The organism is Pseudomonas sp. H3_A02, from assembly GCF_054671965.1.
Genome location: NZ_CP162807.1, coordinates 1,220,699 through 1,238,228 on the forward strand (window position 1 = coordinate 1,220,699; position 17,530 = coordinate 1,238,228).

13 protein-coding genes are annotated in these 17,530 nt (G+C 58.5%); 7 read left to right on the forward strand and 6 right to left on the reverse strand.

Going from position 1 to position 17,530, the window contains the following annotated elements; translation table 11 throughout:
* Positions 1–12: 12 nt before the first annotated feature.
* Positions 13–1,530 (reverse strand): sensor histidine kinase, encoded by a 1,518-nt coding sequence (locus AB4N80_RS05195; protein ID WP_122567686.1) that lies wholly within the window; start codon positions 1,528–1,530, stop codon positions 13–15.
* Positions 1,531–1,769: 239 nt separating this feature from the next.
* Between AB4N80_RS05195 and AB4N80_RS05200 the strand changes: the two genes are divergently transcribed.
* Positions 1,770–2,504: a response regulator transcription factor gene (locus AB4N80_RS05200; RefSeq protein WP_014335791.1), complete on the forward strand. Its 735-nt coding sequence runs from the start codon at positions 1,770–1,772 to the stop codon at positions 2,502–2,504.
* 152 nt (positions 2,505–2,656) lie between these two features.
* Here AB4N80_RS05200 and gabP read toward each other — a convergent pair whose 3' ends face one another.
* The 5 genes from gabP to dnaA form a co-directional block, all read right to left on the reverse strand.
* Entirely contained in the window at positions 2,657–4,051 is a 1,395-nt protein-coding gene (gabP, locus tag AB4N80_RS05205; RefSeq protein WP_122567685.1) for a GABA permease, read from the reverse strand.
* Positions 4,052–4,353: 302 nt separating this feature from the next.
* Entirely contained in the window at positions 4,354–6,771 is a 2,418-nt protein-coding gene (gene gyrB, locus AB4N80_RS05210; RefSeq protein ID WP_122567830.1) for a DNA topoisomerase (ATP-hydrolyzing) subunit B, read from the reverse strand.
* Positions 6,772–6,776: 5 nt separating this feature from the next.
* Positions 6,777–7,880, reverse strand: a complete 1,104-nt coding sequence (gene recF / locus AB4N80_RS05215; RefSeq protein WP_003196148.1) for a DNA replication/repair protein RecF — start codon at positions 7,878–7,880, stop codon at positions 6,777–6,779.
* Positions 7,881–7,903: 23 nt separating this feature from the next.
* The gene (gene dnaN, locus AB4N80_RS05220) at positions 7,904–9,007 is read right to left on the reverse strand and encodes a DNA polymerase III subunit beta (RefSeq protein ID WP_003196145.1); all 1,104 of its coding nucleotides are present in this window, start codon (positions 9,005–9,007) and stop codon (positions 7,904–7,906) included.
* Positions 9,008–9,046: 39 nt separating this feature from the next.
* Positions 9,047–10,573: a chromosomal replication initiator protein DnaA gene (gene dnaA / locus AB4N80_RS05225; RefSeq protein ID WP_339479822.1), complete on the reverse strand. Its 1,527-nt coding sequence runs from the start codon at positions 10,571–10,573 to the stop codon at positions 9,047–9,049.
* A 567-nt stretch (positions 10,574–11,140) separates the two neighbouring features.
* Here dnaA and rpmH point away from each other — a divergent pair.
* The 6 genes from rpmH (at position 11,141) to mnmG (ending at position 17,530) form a co-directional block, all read left to right on the forward strand.
* A complete protein-coding gene (gene rpmH / locus AB4N80_RS05230; protein WP_003213577.1) occupies positions 11,141–11,275 on the forward strand; it encodes a 50S ribosomal protein L34 in 135 nt (44 codons plus the stop codon).
* A gap of 16 nt (positions 11,276–11,291) precedes the next feature.
* Positions 11,292–11,693, forward strand: coding sequence for a ribonuclease P protein component (rnpA, locus tag AB4N80_RS05235; RefSeq protein WP_003207107.1), 402 nt, complete (start codon positions 11,292–11,294; stop codon positions 11,691–11,693).
* The gene (gene yidD / locus AB4N80_RS05240) at positions 11,686–11,931 is read left to right on the forward strand and encodes a membrane protein insertion efficiency factor YidD (RefSeq protein ID WP_010465488.1); all 246 of its coding nucleotides are present in this window, start codon (positions 11,686–11,688) and stop codon (positions 11,929–11,931) included. The genes rnpA and yidD overlap by 8 nt, the downstream gene beginning before the upstream one ends.
* Positions 11,932–11,933: 2 nt before the next feature.
* Entirely contained in the window at positions 11,934–13,616 is a 1,683-nt protein-coding gene (gene yidC / locus AB4N80_RS05245) for a membrane protein insertase YidC (RefSeq protein ID WP_122567683.1), read from the forward strand.
* 79 nt (positions 13,617–13,695) lie between these two features.
* The gene (gene mnmE, locus AB4N80_RS05250) at positions 13,696–15,066 is read left to right on the forward strand and encodes a tRNA uridine-5-carboxymethylaminomethyl(34) synthesis GTPase MnmE (protein ID WP_122567682.1); all 1,371 of its coding nucleotides are present in this window, start codon (positions 13,696–13,698) and stop codon (positions 15,064–15,066) included.
* 565 nt (positions 15,067–15,631) lie between these two features.
* Entirely contained in the window at positions 15,632–17,530 is a 1,899-nt protein-coding gene (gene mnmG / locus AB4N80_RS05255; protein ID WP_460081002.1) for a tRNA uridine-5-carboxymethylaminomethyl(34) synthesis enzyme MnmG, read from the forward strand.

The window sequence follows — 17,530 nt, forward strand, 5'->3', positions numbered from 1 at the left end:
GGCTGCGATCTTTCAATCTTCCAGCAACGGGAAGCGCAGGCTGAACGTTGTGCCTTTACCTACCACGCTGTGGCACTCGATTTTCCCCTCGTGATGATCAACCACTGCCTTGACCATCGATAACCCAAGGCCAATTCCATCGACCCCCTGGGCCGACGAAAACCGTCGGTACTGACTGAACAAGTCCGGCAGTTCTTCGGCGCTGATGCCCTTGCCTTGGTCGGCGACATTGCAGATCAACCAGCCCGACACGCAATGCACCTGCAGGGAAATGCAGGCATCGGGTGGGCTGTACTTGATGGCATTTTCCAGCAGATTGAACAGGGCACGGGTCAGCAACGATTGATCCGCTCTCACCATCGCCTCTTCATCCTCAATTTCATGAATCAACTGGATGCGTTTTGCCTGGGCGATGGGCAGCGCCTGGTCGAGCACATCCAGCACCAGCATGGCGAACAGCGTCGGCTGGAATTGATAGGCCTCGGATTCGGCCTTGGCCAATTGCACGAAGCCCTCGGTCAGGTCCAAAGCGCGACGCACCTGGCGCTCGATCTGGTCGAACAGCGGATGATCACCGCCCACCTGGTGCCGCTGCACATCGAGCAGTGCAAGGATCGCCGAGTGCGGGGCACGCAGGTCATGGGAAAGGAACCGCAGCATGACGCTGCGCTGTTCTTCCGCCTCACGTTCGGCGCTCAGGTCCGTGAGGCTCAGCAACCAGCCAATCGGCGCATCGCCATCAACCGGAAATAACGCGGCCCGCTCCAGGCGCAAGCTGCGCTCACGAATGTCGCGAAACTCCACCAAGGGCAATGTGGATAACCGGTGATGCACCCCATGCTCCAGCCCCGGATAACCCAATTGCCCAAGGTGCTCCAACACGTCACCGCCCGCCAGGCCATGGCCGAACAGCTCACGTGCCTTGCGATTACCCAACAGCAGCTTGCCTTGGGGATCGCTGATCATGGTCGCGACCGGCAGGTATTCCAGGCCATCGGCAATGAAGCGCCGGGTGTCGCGGGTGCGGCTCATGGCTTGTTCCAGGGCCATGATCTGGCCCTGCAAACGGTCGCTGCCGGTGTAGGAGGCACGGCGACGCTCCGGGAAGACCTTGGGCTCGGCGTCCAGGCGTGCCAATTCCCAGCCGAAATAGGCCAGCACCACGCTCAGCCGTCGCCAGTTCCAGATCAGGTAGCCGAACATGATCCCCAGCACACTGGCCATGGGTGACCACCACCAGCCCCGTGCGCCCAGCATGGCGCTGATCAACAGGGCCAGGCTCATGCCACCCACCGTTGTCCACAGGGCCAGGCGGGGGCGCAACAGTAACAAGCCCAATACACAGGCCACCAGGCACACCGACAACAACGCAGCGCCTGAACGGCTGCCCGGGGATTGACTGCTCAATGACAGCAAGGCTGTCAGCGGCAACAGCAGCAGACTTATCCACAACCACTCCCGTACCAACTGTCGAAACAACCGCTGGACCTGGGTGGGTTCACGACTTTCACGGCGACGCTGGTTACTCATAGGCCTCCTGGCCGAACTCAAGGACTGTGGATATCTTCACTGGCCCGCATCAGTCGACAGGCTGAAACGCCCACGACTATAACGGACTCGATGGGTGGCGCGCTGCTGCCTTTCCCTCTGTGCCGCGAGCCGGTATTGTCGCAGCCAGCGACAGGTCAATGACAACGAATCAGCCACTGGCTGCATTTCATTGCCACCTGAAGATGTCCGTTACTCTCGAGATCAAGGAATCGCATTCCATGCGTGTCGCCATACTGGACGATGAACCGGCCGAGCTGCGCCGGGTAGAACAGACACTGCAACAAATCCCCGGCAGAGGCGAGCAAGCCTGGACCCTGCACAGCTTTGAACGAGGCGAAGACCTGTTGCGGCAACTGCGTCGGGAAACCTTCGACCTGTTGATCCTGGACTGGCAACTGCCGGACATCAGCGGGCTTTCGCTGCTGCGCTGGACCCGCGAGCACATGGATTCACCACCGGCCGCCATCATGCTGACCAGCCGCGACGGCGAACACGACATCGTCCAGGCCCTCAACGCCGGCGCAGACGACTATGTGAGCAAACCCTTCAGGCCCAACGAACTCAAGGCCCGGGTCACCGCCGTGCTGCGCCGCCACAACCTGCAGCGTGCGCCCGCCAGCGACGTGCTGGTGTTCAACGACCTGGCGTTCGACGACGCCGAGCTGACCATCACCCGCGCCGGCATTCCCATCAGCCTGACCGAACGGGAATACCGCCTCGCCCGGTGCCTGTTCGCCAACCTGGGCCGACCGCTGTCTCGGGAGTACTTCTACGAGCGCTTCTGGACTCATGAGGAAATGACCTCATCCCGCCCGCTCGACACCCATATCTATCGCCTGCGCAACAAACTCGGGCTGACAGCGGATCGGGGTTGGCAGTTGCTGACGATTTACGGGTATGGGTATCGGTTGGAGAGTGTGGCGGCGGGGAGTGAGGCGTCTGTCGCGAGTTAGGTATTGGATGCATCCGTGGCGAGGGGATTTATCCCCGCTGGGCTGCGTAGCAGCCCCCAAACAGGCAACTCGGTGTACCAGGAAGATTGAACTCACTGCTTTAGGGCTGCTGCGCAGCCCAGCGGGGATAAATCCCCTCGCCACAATGGATATCACCCTATGGTCTGTACCACGCTTCCTGGTTTTGCGATCCGGCGACGCTGTATCAGTACGCCGGACAGCACCACCAACACACTCAGCAGCCCCGTCGCCAGGATCTCCACCCGATGGGCTTCCTGGAACAGCATGATGGTCAAGGCCCCGACGATGAAGACAATCACCGCATAGGTCAGGCCGGGAAACAGCCACATGCTGAAAGCGATTTTTTCACCACGCGCCATGCGTTGTTTGCGCATGCGCAGCTGCGAAACCGCGATGACCAGGTACACCAGCAACGCAATGGCGCCAGAGCTGGCCAGCAGGAATTCGAAAACCGCCGCCGGTGCCACGTAGTTGGCGAATACCGCCAAAAAGGCTGCACCAGTCGACAGCATCACCGCCCAGTGAGGCGTACCGCTCTTGTTGGTACGCTGGGAAACGGCCGGTGCATCACCGCGCTTGCCCAACGAGAACATCATCCGCGACGCCGTATACAGCGCCGAATTCAGGCAGCTCGTGACCGCCACCAGGACCACGATATCGACGATCAGCTTGGCATTGGGGATGCCCATGCGCTCCAGCACCGTCTGGTAGGAACCGACGCTGGCCAGGAGTGGGTCGTTCCAGGGCACCAGGGCAACAACGATGAAGATGGACACGAGGTAGAACAAGCCAATCCGCCAGATCACCGAGTTGGTCGCCTTGGAGATCTGCTGGCCAGGGTTCTTCGATTCAGCCGCCGCGATGGTCACGATCTCGGTGCCCATGAACGAAAACATGGTGGTCAGGATTGCCCCTAGCACCGCGCCCATTCCGTTGGGCAGGAAGCCCTGGGTGTCGAACAGGTGCGAAACACCGCTGACCTGACTGGTGGGGAGAAAACCGAATATCGCCATCACCCCCAGCCCGATGAAGCCAATGATCGCCACCACCTTGACCAGGGCGAACCAGAATTCGAACTCCCCGTAATTCTTCACGCTGAACAGGTTGGTGACCGTCAGTAGCAGGGTGATGACCAATGTAAACACCCAGATAGCCACGTTCGGGAACCAGGCGTGCAGGATCGTCGCAGCGGCGTTGGCCTCCAGCGGAATCACCAGGACCCAGAACCACCAGTAGAGCCAGCCGATGGTGAAACCGGCCCAGTGCCCAATCGCGCGGTCCGCATACGTCGAGAAGGAGCCGGTGTCCGGCGACGCCACCGCCATTTCGCCCAGCATCCGCATCACCAGCACCACCAAGGCACCCGCGGCTGCGTAGGCCAGCAGCACGGCCGGACCGGCCGCGGCGATCGCATGGCCGGAGCCGACGAACAGACCGGCACCAATCACACCGGCAATGGAAAGCATCGTCACATGACGGGGCTTGAGCCCTTGCGCCAGATTATCGGAAGTATGCGTACCGCTCATTGAGACTACCCTTGGCATTTGAATTTATTCGTATCACCTCAACCCATCGCTCTCTGTAAATTTAAAAAAACGATGTGTAAGTTATTAAACACGCAAGTTCTGCGCCAGAAAATCTGAGGCTCCCGTTATCCGGGACTCTCCTCGGATTCCTAACCCATTGAGAATGAAGGCTTTGTGCCAGGATGTTACCGAGCTACCCCGTTTATGACCGACGGGTCCGAAGGAGCGTGGAGATTTTAAAATGTAAAAAAAAGCCAACGCATAAGCGTTGGCTTTTTGTTGGAACGAGGCACCGCAGAAGATCAGAAATCCAGGTTGGACACCGCCAACGCATTGCTTTCGATGAAGTCACGACGAGGCTCGACCGCATCACCCATCAGGGTGTTGAAGATCTGGTCCGCGCCAATGGCGTCTTCGATGGTGACTTTCAGCATGCGACGCGAGCCCGGGTCCATGGTGGTTTCCCACAGCTGATCCGGGTTCATCTCACCCAGACCTTTGTATCGCTGGATGGTGTGGCGCTTGGTGCTTTCCGCCATCAGCCATTCAAGGGCTTCCTTGAACTCGGTCACGGCTTTCTTGCGTTCACCACGTTGGATGTACGCGCCTTCGTCCAGCAGCGTGCTCAGTTGCGCGCCCAAGGATACGACGGTCTTGTAGTCGTTGCTGCCGAAGAAGTCGCGGTTGAAGGTGACGTAGTTCGACAGGCCGTGGGAGATCAGTTCGACTTCCGGTAGCCAGACGTTACGCTCACGGTCTTCGCGCAGGCTGGCTTTGTAGACCAGGCCGGATTTTTCCACGGTGCGCAGGCGTACTTCGTACTGGGCCAGCCAATCTTGCATCGCTGCGTGATCGGACAGTTGCTCCAGGCTCACGGCTGGCAGGTAGATGAAGTGCTCGGTCAGTTCCTGTGGGTACAGGCGCGACAGGCGCTTGAGGGTCTTCATCACCAGACGGAAGTCATTCACCAGACGCTCGAGGGCTTCACCGGAAATGCCCGGGGCATCTTCGTTCAGGTGCAGGCTTGCGTCTTCCAGGGCCGACTGCGTCATGTACTCTTCCATGGCGTCGTCGTCTTTGATGTATTGCTCTTGCTTGCCTTTCTTGACCTTGTACAGCGGCGGCTGGGCGATGTAGATGTAGCCGCGCTCGATCAGCTCCGGCAACTGACGGAAGAAGAAGGTCAGCAGCAGGGTGCGGATGTGCGAACCGTCGACGTCAGCATCGGTCATGATGATGATGTTGTGATAGCGCAACTTGTCGATGTTGTACTCTTCGCGGCCAATGCCGCAGCCCAGCGCGGTGATCAAGGTGCCGACTTCCTGGGAGGAAATCATCTTGTCAAAGCGCGCCTTCTCGACGTTGAGGATCTTGCCCTTGAGCGGCAGGATGGCCTGGGTGCGACGGTTGCGGCCCTGCTTGGCGGAACCGCCAGCAGAGTCACCTTCCACCAGGTACAGCTCGGACAGGGCAGGGTCCTTTTCCTGGCAGTCAGCCAGTTTGCCCGGCAGGCCGGCGATGTCCAGCGCGCCTTTGCGGCGGGTCATCTCACGGGCCTTGCGCGCGGCCTCACGGGCACGGGCGGCGTCGATCATCTTGCCGACAACCAGCTTGGCTTCGTTCGGGTTCTCCAGCAGGAAGTCGGAGAAGTACTTGCCCATCTCCTGTTCGACCGCAGTCTTCACTTCGGAAGACACCAACTTGTCCTTGGTCTGGGAACTGAACTTCGGATCCGGCACCTTCACCGAAATGATCGCTGTCAGGCCTTCACGGGCATCGTCACCGGTGGTGGCGACTTTATGCTTCTTCGCCAGGCCTTCCTGTTCAATGTAGTTGTTCAGGTTACGGGTCAGCGCCGAACGGAAGCCCACCAGGTGAGTACCGCCGTCGCGCTGCGGAATGTTGTTGGTGAAGCACAACAGGTTCTCGTTGAAGCTGTCGTTCCACTGCAGGGCGATTTCCACGCCGATGCCGTCTTCACGCTGGACGTTGAAGTGGAACACCTGGTTGACCGGGGTCTTGTTGGTGTTCAGGTACTCAACGAACGCACGCAGGCCACCTTCGTACTTGAACAGCTCTTCCTTGCCGCTGCGCTCGTCCTTGAGGACGATGCCGACACCGGAGTTGAGGAAGGACAGTTCACGAATCCGCTTGGCCAGGATGTCCCAGCTGAAGTGGATGTTCTTGAATGTTTCGCTCGACGCCTTGAAATGGATCTGGGTGCCCGTGGACTCGCTGTCGCCAACGATCGCCATCGGTGCCTGAGGTACACCGTGGACGTAGGTCTGTTCCCAGATCTTGCCACTGCGGCGAACGGTCAGGACCAGTTCTTCGGACAGTGCGTTCACCACCGAGACACCTACACCGTGCAGACCGCCGGAGACCTTGTAGGAGTTATCGTCGAACTTACCGCCTGCGTGGAGGACGGTCATGATGACTTCGGCGGCGGAAACGCCTTCCTCTTTGTGCACGTCTACCGGGATGCCGCGGCCGTTGTCGCGAACGGTGATGGACTCATCCGGGTGGATAATGATGCTGATGTCGTCGCAGTGGCCGGCGAGGGCTTCGTCGATGGAGTTGTCGACCACCTCGAACACCATGTGGTGCAGACCGCTGCCATCATCGGTGTCACCAATGTACATACCGGGACGTTTGCGTACGGCATCCAGGCCTTTCAGCACTTTAATGCTCGTTGAGTCGTACGTATTTTCTTCGCTCAATGCCTTCACTCCCGATGGTCGTGGGTCTGGGTGATACGGCCCTGTTCCACGTGGAACAAGGCGACTGGCGTTTCCGTCTGCCAGCCTTCCCTCAATAATTCGTGGTCTACACAGGTGATGAACACCTGGCAGCGTAAGTCTTCCAGCAAGCGGCACAGCGCGCGGCGGTGGGCTTCGTCCAGCTCGGACGGCAAATCATCCACCAGATAAATACACTGACCGCGACGGGCCTGGCTGACCAGATGCCCCTGGGCGATACGCAAGGCACACACCACCAACTTCTGCTGACCCCGGGACAAAATGTCCGCGGCGTTGTGTGCACCCAATCTAAGGCGCAAGTCAGCGCGTTGTGGTCCAGCCTGGGTATGGCCCATCTGCTGGTCCCGCTGCAGCGAGCCAGCCAGTACGGTGCTCAGTTCCCGGTCCTTGTCCCAGCCTCGGTAATAGCTGAGCGTCAGGCCCTCAAGCTCAACCAGTTCGCTCAAGGTCTGCTCGAAGACCGGTTTCAAGGCTTTGATGTAAGCGCGGCGGTATTCATCGATTTCAGCGCTGGCCTGGCACAGTTCCCTGTCCCAAACCGCTTGCGAAACGGCGTCAAGTGTACCATGTCGCAGCCAAGAGTTTCGCTGGCGCAACGCCTTCTGCAGGCGTTGCCAAGTCGTCATGAAACGCGGTTCCACATGAAACACGCCCCAGTCGAGGAATTGCCGGCGAATCTTTGGTGCGCCTTCCAGTAGACGGAAGCTGTCCGGGTTGATCAACTGCAGCGGCAGGATCTCGGCCAGCTGTGCAGCGCTGCGAGCGTTCTGCCCATCGATGCGGATTTGGAATTCGCCTTGCCGGTCCCGCGAGATCCCCAGGGCGCTGTGGCCGCCTTCCGCCAACTCCACCTGCCCAAACACCGTGCACGCCAGTTGATCGTACTGGATGACCGGTAACAGGCGCGTGCTGCGAAATGAACGGGCAAGCCCGAGCAGGTGCACGGCTTCCAGCACGCTGGTTTTGCCGCTGCCGTTGGCGCCGTAAAGGATATTGATGCGGGGGGAGGGGGAGAAGGTCACCGGGTGCAGATTGCGCACCGCGGTGACCGAGACGCGACTTAAGGACATCTAGCTTCTGCTGGGCATGATGATTACAGACGCATCGGCATGACAACGTAAGCCGAATCGTCGTTATCGGACTCCTGCACCAGCGCACTGCTGTTGGAGTCGGACAGGATCAGACGCACTTGCTCAGTGGTCATCACGCCCAGCACGTCCAGCAGGTAGCTGACGTTGAAGCCGATTTCCAGGGAGCCGCCGTTGTACTCAACGCCTACTTCTTCTTCCGCTTCTTCCTGTTCCGGGTTGTTCGCCTGGATCTTCAGCTGACCGTTGGCCAGTTGCAGGCGAATGCCACGGTACTTCTCGTTGGAGAGGATCGCGGTACGGCTGAAGGCTTCGCGCAGCGCCTGGCGATCGCCCAGTACCAGCTTGTCGCCACCTTTTGGCAGCACGCGCTCGTAGTCAGGGAATTTGCCGTCCACCAGCTTCGAGGTGAAGGTGAACTCGCCGGTGGTGGCGCGGATGTGGTGCTGACCCAGCACGATGCTGACGTTGCCGTCCGGCTCGGTCAGCAGACGGGCCAGCTCCAGAATGCCTTTACGCGGCACGATCACCTGGTGGCGATCCGGCTGGCCGATATCGGCCTGCATGGAGCACATGGCCAGGCGGTGACCGTCGGTGGCGACGGCGCGGATAACGCCGGCGGACACTTCCAGGAGCATGCCGTTGAGGTAATAACGCACGTCCTGCTGGGCCATGGCGAAACTGGTGCGTTCGATCAGGCGACGCAATTTGCTCTGGTCCAGGCTGCAGGTCAGCGAACCCGGGCCTTCTTCAACAGTCGGGAAATCGTTGGCGGGCAGTGTGGACAAGGTGAAGCGGCTGCGACCGGCCTTGACCACGAGCTTCTGCTCATCGACCTTGATGTCGATCAGCGCGTCGTTGGGCAGGCTCTTGCAGATGTCCATCAGCTTGCGCGCCGGCACGGTGATGGAACCCGGATCAGCCGGTTCTTCAAGTTGCACCCGACCGACCAGCTCGACTTCCAGGTCGGTACCGGTCAGCGACAATTGCTGGCCTTCGACAACCAGCAGCACGTTGGAAAGTACCGGCAAGGTCTGGCGGCGTTCGACGACGCCTGCGACCAGTTGCAGGGGTTTCAACAGGGCTTCGCGTTGAATGGTGAAATGCATGGTCTAGTCCCTTGCCTTAATAAGCTGCGCTGGTGGTCATCAAGTGGTCAGTGTACGCAGCAGGTTCTTGTAGTCCTCGCGGATGTCCGCGTCGGATTCCTTAAGTTCGTTGATCTTGCGGCAGGCGTGCAGCACGGTGGTGTGGTCGCGTCCGCCAAACACATCGCCGATTTCCGGCAGGCTGTGGTTGGTCAGTTCCTTGGAAAGGGCCATGGCCACCTGACGCGGACGTGCCACCGAACGCGAACGGCGTTTGGACAGCAGGTCGGATATCTTGATTTTGTAGTATTCGGCAACCGTTCGCTGAATGTTATCCACAGAAACCAATTTGTCCTGGAGCGCCAACAAGTCCTTCAAGGATTCGCGAATCAACTCGATGGTGATATCGCGGCCCATGAAGTGCGAATGGGCGATCACCCGCTTGAGGGCACCTTCGAGCTCACGTACGTTCGAGCGGATACGCTGGGCGATGAAGAAGGCTGCGTCGTGAGGCAGCTCGACCTTGGCCTGGTCGGCTTTCTTCATCAGGATCGCGACCCGGGTTTCCAGCTCCGGCGGCTCGACGGCCACCGTCAGGCCCCAGCCGAAACGCGACTTGAGGCGTTCTTCGAGACCTTCGATCTCTTTCGGGTAGCGGTCACTGGTGAGAATGACCTGCTGCCCACCTTCAAGCAATGCGTTGAAGGTGTGGAAAAACTCTTCCTGGGAACGTTCCTTGCGGGCGAAGAACTGAATGTCGTCGATCAGCAAGGCGTCCACCGAACGGTAGAAGCGCTTGAACTCGTTGATGGCGTTCAGTTGCAGCGCCTTGACCATGTCGGCCACGAAACGCTCGGAATGCAGGTACACGACCTTGGCATTCGGGTTCTTCTTTAATAGGTGGTTGCCCACCGCGTGCATCAAGTGGGTCTTACCCAAGCCGACGCCGCCATACAGGAAGAGCGGGTTGTAACCGTGCTTGGGGTTGTCCGCGACCTGCCAGGCTGCCGCGCGGGCCAGTTGGTTGGATTTACCTTCGACGAAATTCTCAAAGGTAAAGGTCCGGTTCAGGTAGCTGGTGTGCTTGAGCGCGCCTTCGACCTGGACGGTGCGCTGTTCGGCCCGCACCGGAGCCTGCTGGGAGCTGGCACCGGCCATGGGGTCGAAGCTGTCCCGGGAAGGTTCTTCGCTGACCTCGGCAACTTTTTGCGCGTTGCGTTTGCTCGGGGCGGGGGCAGGTGCCGGGGCGGCATGGTTGTTCACCGGTGCCGGGGCAGCCTGCTGGGCCTGTGATGCGGCGGCGGCCAGCGGCGCATTGGGTGCAGCGCGGGGTGCCGAGCTGCGTTTGCTGCCTATTAATAAGGACAACGCAGGTGCCATGCCATTGCCATGCTCGTCGAGCAGTTCCATGACCCGGCCCAGGTACTTTTCGTTGACCCAGTCGAGAACGAAACGGTTCGGTGCATAGACACGCAACTCGTCGCCTTCGGCTTCGACCTGTAGTGGACGGATCCAAGTGTTGAATTGTTGGGCAGGCAGCTCATCGCGCAAAAGCTCCACGCACTGCTGCCAAAGTTCCACTGACACGGATATCCCCTAAGTTGAAAGCCGGTGAGGCAAAAACAAGCGGCCATTGTAGCGAGCAGACGTGCACTTATCCACACGCAGGTTGCTCATCGCTCATGATTTATCAATGCGTTAACCGAGAGAAAGGCGACCGGCGGTCAGTGGATAAGCTCTGTGGATAACCGTGCCTGAGGTCGTTGCACAAGTGGGGGCGAAACTCGGTGGATAACCGCCCTGTGGATAACCATGCATTCCACCCACAGCTTATCCGACAGCGCAGCACAGGCTGGACACCGCTTTCCCCTGTAGTTGTCATTCTCTGTACATGGCGGATTACAAGGTCTGAGCCTGGTTATCCACAGAAAGGTGGCGCCCTTGCTTTTATAAGCTTTACAGAAAAGCTTTAAATAATTCCCTTCTTTATTTCTATATCTAGCGCTGTGTGATGAATCCGCCGAAAGCGGCTGGATATCTATTTAAAGGAAACGCTGGTTGGAAATTGACCTAGAGGCTTGCTTTCTCTAGAATCCCCGGTCTCTTAAAACGGGGGCCATTCCGGCCCGTTGTGGACGAACCAGGTAACACGACATGAAACGTACTTTCCAACCAAGCACTATCAAACGCGCTCGTACCCACGGTTTCCGTGCTCGCATGGCTACCAAGAACGGTCGTGCCGTCCTGTCGCGTCGTCGCGCCAAAGGTCGTGCGCGTCTGGCAGTTTGATAATCCGGCACTGGAGGTGAGTCAGGACTTCAGTCGGGAAAAGCGTCTGCTTACACCCCGGCATTTCAAGGCAGTCTTTGACTCCCCTACCGGCAAGGTTCCGGGGAAAAATCTCCTGCTCCTTGCGCGCAGTAACGATCTCGATCACCCCCGACTAGGGCTGGTTATCGGGAAAAAGAGCGTCAAGCTCTCCGTTCAGCGCAATCGCCTCAAACGTCTGATGCGCGAATCGTTTCGCCTGAACCAGGATTCACTGGTTGGATGGGACATCGTTATCGTCGCGCGCAAAGGTTTGGGTGACGTAGAAAACCCCGAATTGATTCAGCATTTCGGCAAGCTCTGGAAGCGTCTGGCGCGCAACAAGCCAGTACCAGCAGTCAACACTGAAACTGTAGGGGTAGACAGTCCTGATGCGTAAACTGGCACTCGTTCCGATCCAGTTTTATCGCTATGCCATTAGTCCTTTGATGGCCAGTCACTGTCGTTTCTACCCCAGTTGTTCCTGCTACGCGTACGAAGCCATAGAAAATCATGGCCTCCTGCGCGGTGGCTGGCTGACCTTTCGTCGTTTAGGTCGCTGTCATCCGTGGAATCCCGGCGGTTATGACCCGGTTCCGCCTATCCCTACCTCCCGTTCTTCTTCGATGGCCGAGTAATCATGGATATCAAACGCACGATCCTGATCGTCGCCCTGGCAATCGTGTCCTACGTCATGGTCCTTAAATGGAACCAGGACTATGGCCAGGCTGCCCTGCCGACTCAGAATGTTGCAGCCAGCAATACCGCACCGAGCCTGCCGGATGCTCCAGTTGGCAACAACGCTGCCAGCAATGACGACATCCCCCGCGCGGCAAGCGATACCAGCGCTCCTGCCGAAGCCCCTGTGGCCGTAAGCAAAGATCTCATCCAGATCAAAACGGACGTGCTCGAGCTGGCAATCGATCCACAGGGTGGTGACATCGCCCAGCTGAAACTGCCGCTGTACCCACGTCGCCAGGATCATCCGGAAATCCCGTTCCAGTTGTTCGACAACGGTAACGAGCGCACCTATCTGGCCCAAAGTGGCCTGATCGGTACCAACGGCCCGGATTCGAACCCGGCCGGCCGCCCGGTCTACTCTGCCGAGAAGAAGACTTATCAACTGGCTGACGGTCAGGACCAACTGGTCGTGGACCTGAAGTTCAGCAAGGATGGCGTCAACTACATCAAGCGTTTCACCGTGAAACGTGGCATGTACGACGTAACCGTTTCTTATCTGATCGACAACCAGAGTGCCCAGCCTTGGTCCGGCGCGATGTTCGCGCAGCTCAAGCGTGACGCCAGCGACGATCCTTCCTCCAGCACGGCCACCGGCACTGCGACTTACCTGGGCGCCGCCCTGTGGACAAGTTCGGAGCCGTACAAAAAAGTATCCATGAAGGACATGGACAAGGCCCAGCTCAAGGAAACCGTCCAAGGTGGTTGGGTTGCCTGGCTGCAGCACTATTTTGTAACAGCCTGGATTCCGCAGAAAGGCGACAGCAACGTCGTCCAGACGCGTAAAGACAGCAAGGGCAACTTCATCATCGGTTACACCGGCCCGACATTGACTGCCGCGCCAGGTGCAAAAGCCGAAACCAGCGCCATTCTGTATGCCGGTCCAAAAAGCCAGGCGGTGCTGAAAGAGTTGTCCCCAGGCCTGGAACTGACCGTGGACTACGGCTTCCTGTGGTTCATTGCCCAGCCGATCTTCTGGCTGCTGCAACATATCCACAGCATCGTCGGTAACTGGGGCTGGTCGATCATTTTCCTGACCATGCTGATCAAGGGGATTTTCTTCCCGTTGTCGGCCGCCAGCTACAAATCCATGGCGCGCATGCGTGCAGTGGCACCGAAACTGGCCGCCCTGAAAGAACAACATGGCGATGACCGGCAGAAAATGTCCCAGGCCATGATGGAGCTGTACAAGAAAGAGAAGATCAACCCGCTGGGTGGATGCTTGCCGATTCTTGTGCAAATGCCCGTGTTCCTCGCGCTTTACTGGGTTCTGCTGGAAAGCGTGGAGATGCGTCAGGCACCGTTCATGCTGTGGATTACCGACCTGTCGATCAAGGATCCGTTCTTCATCCTGCCGATCATCATGGGCGCGACCATGTTCATCCAGCAGCAACTGAACCCAACGCCTCCGGACCCGATGCAGGCGAAGGTCATGAAAATGATGCCAATCATCTTCACCTTCTTCTTCCTGTGGTTCCCGGCGGGTCTTGTGCTGTACTGGGTTGTGAACAACGTGTTGTCCATCACTCAGCAGTGGTACATCACGCGTAAGATCGAAGCGGCGACGAAAAAAGCCGAGGCGTAACTTGCTCTGTGGATAACCACACAAAACGCCCCCTAGTGGGGCGTTTTGCTATCTGCCATTTTTGTCTGGATACCGGTTTATGAGCGCACCGCGTGAAACCATCGCCGCCGTTGCCACCGCCCAAGGTCGCGGCGGTGTCGGCATCGTCCGTATTTCGGGGCCCTTGGCCAGTGCCGCAGCCAAGGCAATCAGCGGTCGTGAACTCAAGCCGCGGTTCGCGCATTACGGCCCGTTTTTCAGTGACGACCAGCAGGTGCTGGACGAAGGGCTGGCCTTGTATTTCCCAGGACCAAACTCGTTCACCGGCGAAGACGTGCTGGAACTGCAAGGGCACGGTGGTCCTATCGTGCTGGACATGCTGCTCAAGCGTTGCCTTGAACTGGGCTGCCGCCTGGCCCGTCCGGGTGAGTTCAGCGAACGGGCTTTCCTCAACGACAAGCTCGACCTGGCCCAGGCCGAGGCGATTGCCGATTTGATCGAAGCCAGTTCTGCCCAGGCCGCCCGCAACGCATTGCGTTCCTTGCAAGGAGCGTTTTCCCAGCGTGTGCATAACCTCACCGAACAATTGATCGGCCTGCGGATCTACGTCGAGGCGGCGATCGACTTTCCGGAAGAAGAAATCGACTTCCTCGCCGATGGCCATGTGCTGAGCATGCTCGATAAGGTGCGCGATGAGTTATCCACAGTACTGCGCGAAGCCGGGCAGGGTGCCTTGTTGCGCGACGGGATGACTGTGGTGATCGCTGGACGACCGAATGCCGGCAAGTCCAGCCTGTTGAATGCCCTGGCCGGCCGCGAGGCGGCGATTGTCACCGAGATCGCCGGCACCACCCGGGACATCCTTCGTGAACATATCCACATCGACGGCATGCCGCTGCACGTGGTGGACACGGCCGGTTTGCGCGACACCGAGGACCAGGTGGAAAAAATCGGCGTCGAACGGGCGCTCAAGGCCATCGGTGAAGCCGACCGGGTATTGCTGGTGGTGGATGCCACCGCGCCGGAAGCGGACGATCCTTTTGCTTTATGGCCTGAATTCCTCGAGGTCCGTCCAGATCCGGCGAAAGTCACCCTGATTCGCAACAAGGCCGATTTGACTGGGGAAGCGATCGCCCTGGACGTCAGCGATGACGGGCACGTAACCATCAGCCTGAGCGCGAAGTCGGCGGGTGAAGGCCTGGAGCTGCTGCGCGAGCACCTCAAGGCCTGTATGGGCTACGAGCAGACCTCTGAAAGCAGCTTCAGCGCTCGCCGACGGCATCTGGAAGCGTTGCGCCATGCCAGTGCAGCCCTGGAACACGGTCGGGCGCAGCTGACCTTGGCGGGGGCTGGTGAGTTGTTGGCCGAAGACCTGCGCCAGGCGCAACAGTCCCTGGGGGAAATTACCGGTGCCTTCAGCTCCGATGACTTGCTGGGCCGGATCTTTTCCAGCTTCTGCATCGGTAAATAGCCCCACCTCTGCAACCGGGTTTGTCCTCGAAAGCCAATCGAGTGCAACGCAAACCCGGTTCCTCCTCTCTTTTTTAAACCGATTGCCCTTGATGGCGGCTTATCTATGGATGCTGCTGCGACCTCGTAGCGGCTGTTTTTGTGGATTAAGCCCTGTGAATAACTGCCATTGAGGTCGGTTGATAAGCGGCCTCCAAAACTGAAGATAACCGCCTCTGTGGATAACCACCTCATTCATCCACAGGCTTACACCGGTTATCCAAGCCCCTCACTGGCACATGACCACAGGGTTTTGAATCTCTGTACATATTGAAAAATAAGGCCTACAGCGCTTTATCCACAGATAGTGGGGTCAGTAAGAATAAACATAAAAACAAAGATTTTATAAATTTCTTTCTTTTTTATTTTTTTAACCGCGAGTTCTCCACAGCTGGTTAAATTTTGTGCAAAGGGTTCTTTAGAAAGGGCGAAGTCCCTATACTTGCCGACCTGGCTCGAAAAACGCCCAGGGCCAGACTCAAAACCTATTTCCGAATTACCTGAATAAAGCAGGCACGAGGTGCGTGGTGGATTTCCCTTCCCGTTTTGAAGTGATCGTCATCGGCGGCGGTCATGCCGGTACCGAGGCAGCACTTGCATCAGCACGCATGGGGGCAAAAACCCTGTTGCTGACGCATAACGTGGAAACCCTCGGTGCCATGAGCTGCAACCCTGCCATTGGTGGCATCGGCAAAAGCCACCTGGTCAAGGAAATCGATGCCCTTGGCGGTGCGATGGCCATGGCCACCGATAAGGGTGGTATCCAGTTTCGCGTATTGAACAGCCGCAAAGGCCCGGCCGTGCGCGCTACTCGCGCCCAGGCTGACCGAGTCCTGTACAAAGCCGCTGTCCGTGAAATCCTGGAAAACCAGCCGAACCTGTGGATATTTCAACAAGCGGCCGATGACCTGATCGTCGAGCAGGACCAGGTCCGCGGTGTGGTCACGCAAATAGGCCTGCGTTTCTTCGCCGATTCCGTGGTGTTGACCACGGGTACCTTCCTCGGCGGACTTATCCACATCGGTTTGCAGAATTTTTCTGGCGGTCGCGCCGGTGATCCGCCGTCGATTGCTCTGGCTCACCGTCTGCGTGAGTTGCCATTGCGTGTCGGGCGTCTGAAAACCGGTACGCCACCTCGCATCGACGGCAAGTCCGTGGATTTCTCGGTGATGACCGAGCAGCCTGGCGATACGCCGATCCCGGTGATGTCGTTCATGGGCAACAAGGAACAGCATCCACGGCAAGTCAGTTGCTGGATCACCCACACCAACGCCCGCACCCACGAAATCATCGCGGCGAACCTCGATCGTTCGCCGATGTATTCCGCTGCCGGTGAAATCGAAGGTGTCGGCCCGCGCTATTGCCCGTCGATCGAAGATAAGATCCATCGCTTTGCCGACAAGGAAAGCCACCAGGTGTTCATCGAACCGGAAGGTTTGACCACCCATGAGCTATATCCGAACGGGATATCCACAAGTCTGCCGTTCGACGTGCAATTGCAGATCGTGCAATCGATCCGTGGCATGGAGAACGCGCACATCGTGCGTCCGGGTTATGCGATCGAGTACGACTACTTCGATCCGCGCGATTTGAAGTACAGCCTAGAAACCAAAGCTATCGGCGGTCTGTTCTTCGCCGGGCAGATCAACGGCACCACCGGTTACGAAGAAGCGGGTGCCCAGGGTTTGCTCGCCGGAGCCAACGCCGCACTGCTCGCCAAGGGCAAAGAAGCCTGGTGCCCGCGCCGCGATGAGGCGTACATCGGTGTGCTGGTGGACGACTTGATTACCCTGGGTACCCAGGAACCGTATCGGATGTTCACATCCCGCGCTGAATATCGCCTGATCCTGCGTGAAGACAACGCCGACCTGCGCCTGACCGAGAAAGGTCGCGAGCTGGGTCTGGTGGATGACGTGCGCTGGGCCGCGTTCTGCAAGAAACGCGAGAGTATCGAACTGGAAGAGCAGCGCCTGAAAAGCACCTGGGTTCGTCCCGGTACCGAGCAGGGCGATGCCATTGCGGCGAAATTCGGCACTCCGCTGACCCATGAATACAACCTGCTCAACCTCTTGAGCCGTCCGGAAATCGATTACGCCGGGCTGGTGGAAGTCACCGGCCAGGGAGCGGAAGATCCGCAAGTGGCCGAACAGGTCGAGATCAAGACCAAGTACGCCGGTTACATCGACCGCCAGCAAGATGAAATCGCCCGCCTGCGCGCCAGCGAAGACACCAAGCTGCCTGTGGATATCGATTACACCGGCATTTCCGGGTTGTCGAAAGAAATCCAGAGCAAGCTCGGCGCGACCCGTCCAGAGACCCTGGGCCAGGCCTCGCGCATTCCCGGCGTCACGCCAGCGGCGATTTCCCTGTTGATGATTCATTTGAAAAAACGCGGCGCGGGCCGCCAGTTGGAGCAAAGCGCTTGA

Excerpts from the sequence above, each read along its gene's own strand:
- AB4N80_RS05195 (WP_122567686.1), bottom strand. The coding sequence starts at position 1,530 with ATGAGTAACCAGCGTCGCCGTGAAAGTCGTGAACCCACCCAGGTCCAG.
- AB4N80_RS05200 (WP_014335791.1), top strand. The coding sequence starts at position 1,770 with ATGCGTGTCGCCATACTGGACGATGAACCGGCCGAGCTGCGCCGGGTA.
- gabP (WP_122567685.1), bottom strand. The coding sequence starts at position 4,051 with ATGAGCGGTACGCATACTTCCGATAATCTGGCGCAAGGGCTCAAGCCC.
- recF (WP_003196148.1), bottom strand. The coding sequence starts at position 7,880 with ATGTCCTTAAGTCGCGTCTCGGTCACCGCGGTGCGCAATCTGCACCCG.
- dnaN (WP_003196145.1), bottom strand. The coding sequence starts at position 9,007 with ATGCATTTCACCATTCAACGCGAAGCCCTGTTGAAACCCCTGCAACTG.
- rpmH (WP_003213577.1), top strand. The coding sequence starts at position 11,141 with ATGAAACGTACTTTCCAACCAAGCACTATCAAACGCGCTCGTACCCAC.
- yidD (WP_010465488.1), top strand. The coding sequence starts at position 11,686 with ATGCGTAAACTGGCACTCGTTCCGATCCAGTTTTATCGCTATGCCATT.
- yidC (WP_122567683.1), top strand. The coding sequence starts at position 11,934 with ATGGATATCAAACGCACGATCCTGATCGTCGCCCTGGCAATCGTGTCC.
- mnmE (WP_122567682.1), top strand. The coding sequence starts at position 13,696 with ATGAGCGCACCGCGTGAAACCATCGCCGCCGTTGCCACCGCCCAAGGT.